At 69.2% G+C, this 341-nt stretch carries 1 protein-coding gene; it reads right to left on the bottom strand.

Annotation, left to right across the window (positions count from 1 at the left end; translation table 11 throughout):
* The coding region (locus BN358_RS23445; protein WP_198018415.1) for a GtrA family protein at positions 1 to 204 on the bottom strand (204 nt) is incomplete at its 3' end.
* Between the last annotated feature and the right edge of the window lie 137 nt (positions 205 to 341).

Raw genomic sequence — 341 nt, 5'->3', positions numbered from 1 at the left:
GGTGGTCGTCCCGGCGATGAACGAGAACACCTTCGCCCAAGTGTAGTCCAGGCCGAGCGCCATGAAGGCGTTCAGCAGGCCGAAGTCGACCACCGCGGACAATCCGCCGGTGACCACGAACCGGACCAGCTGGGTGCGCAGCGCCAGCCGGGTGGTCGCCTCCGACCCGGACGCCGCCTGCTCCTCCGTCACGCCGCCGCTCAATCGTCGCGCGCCTGGGGGTTCTTGATCGGGTCGTCGCCGCCGAAGAGCAGTTCGGTCATCACGACGTGCACGCGCTCGACGTCCGGGATGTCGTTCAGGGTGACGGGCTGGTCGGCCGCGGTGGTGAGCACGAGGGT

Source organism: Sedimentibacter sp. B4, from assembly GCF_000309315.1.
GTDB classification, from domain to species: Bacteria; Bacillota; Clostridia; order Tissierellales; family Sedimentibacteraceae; genus Sedimentibacter; species Sedimentibacter saalensis.
This window is presented reverse-complemented; position numbering and strand designations above follow the sequence as displayed.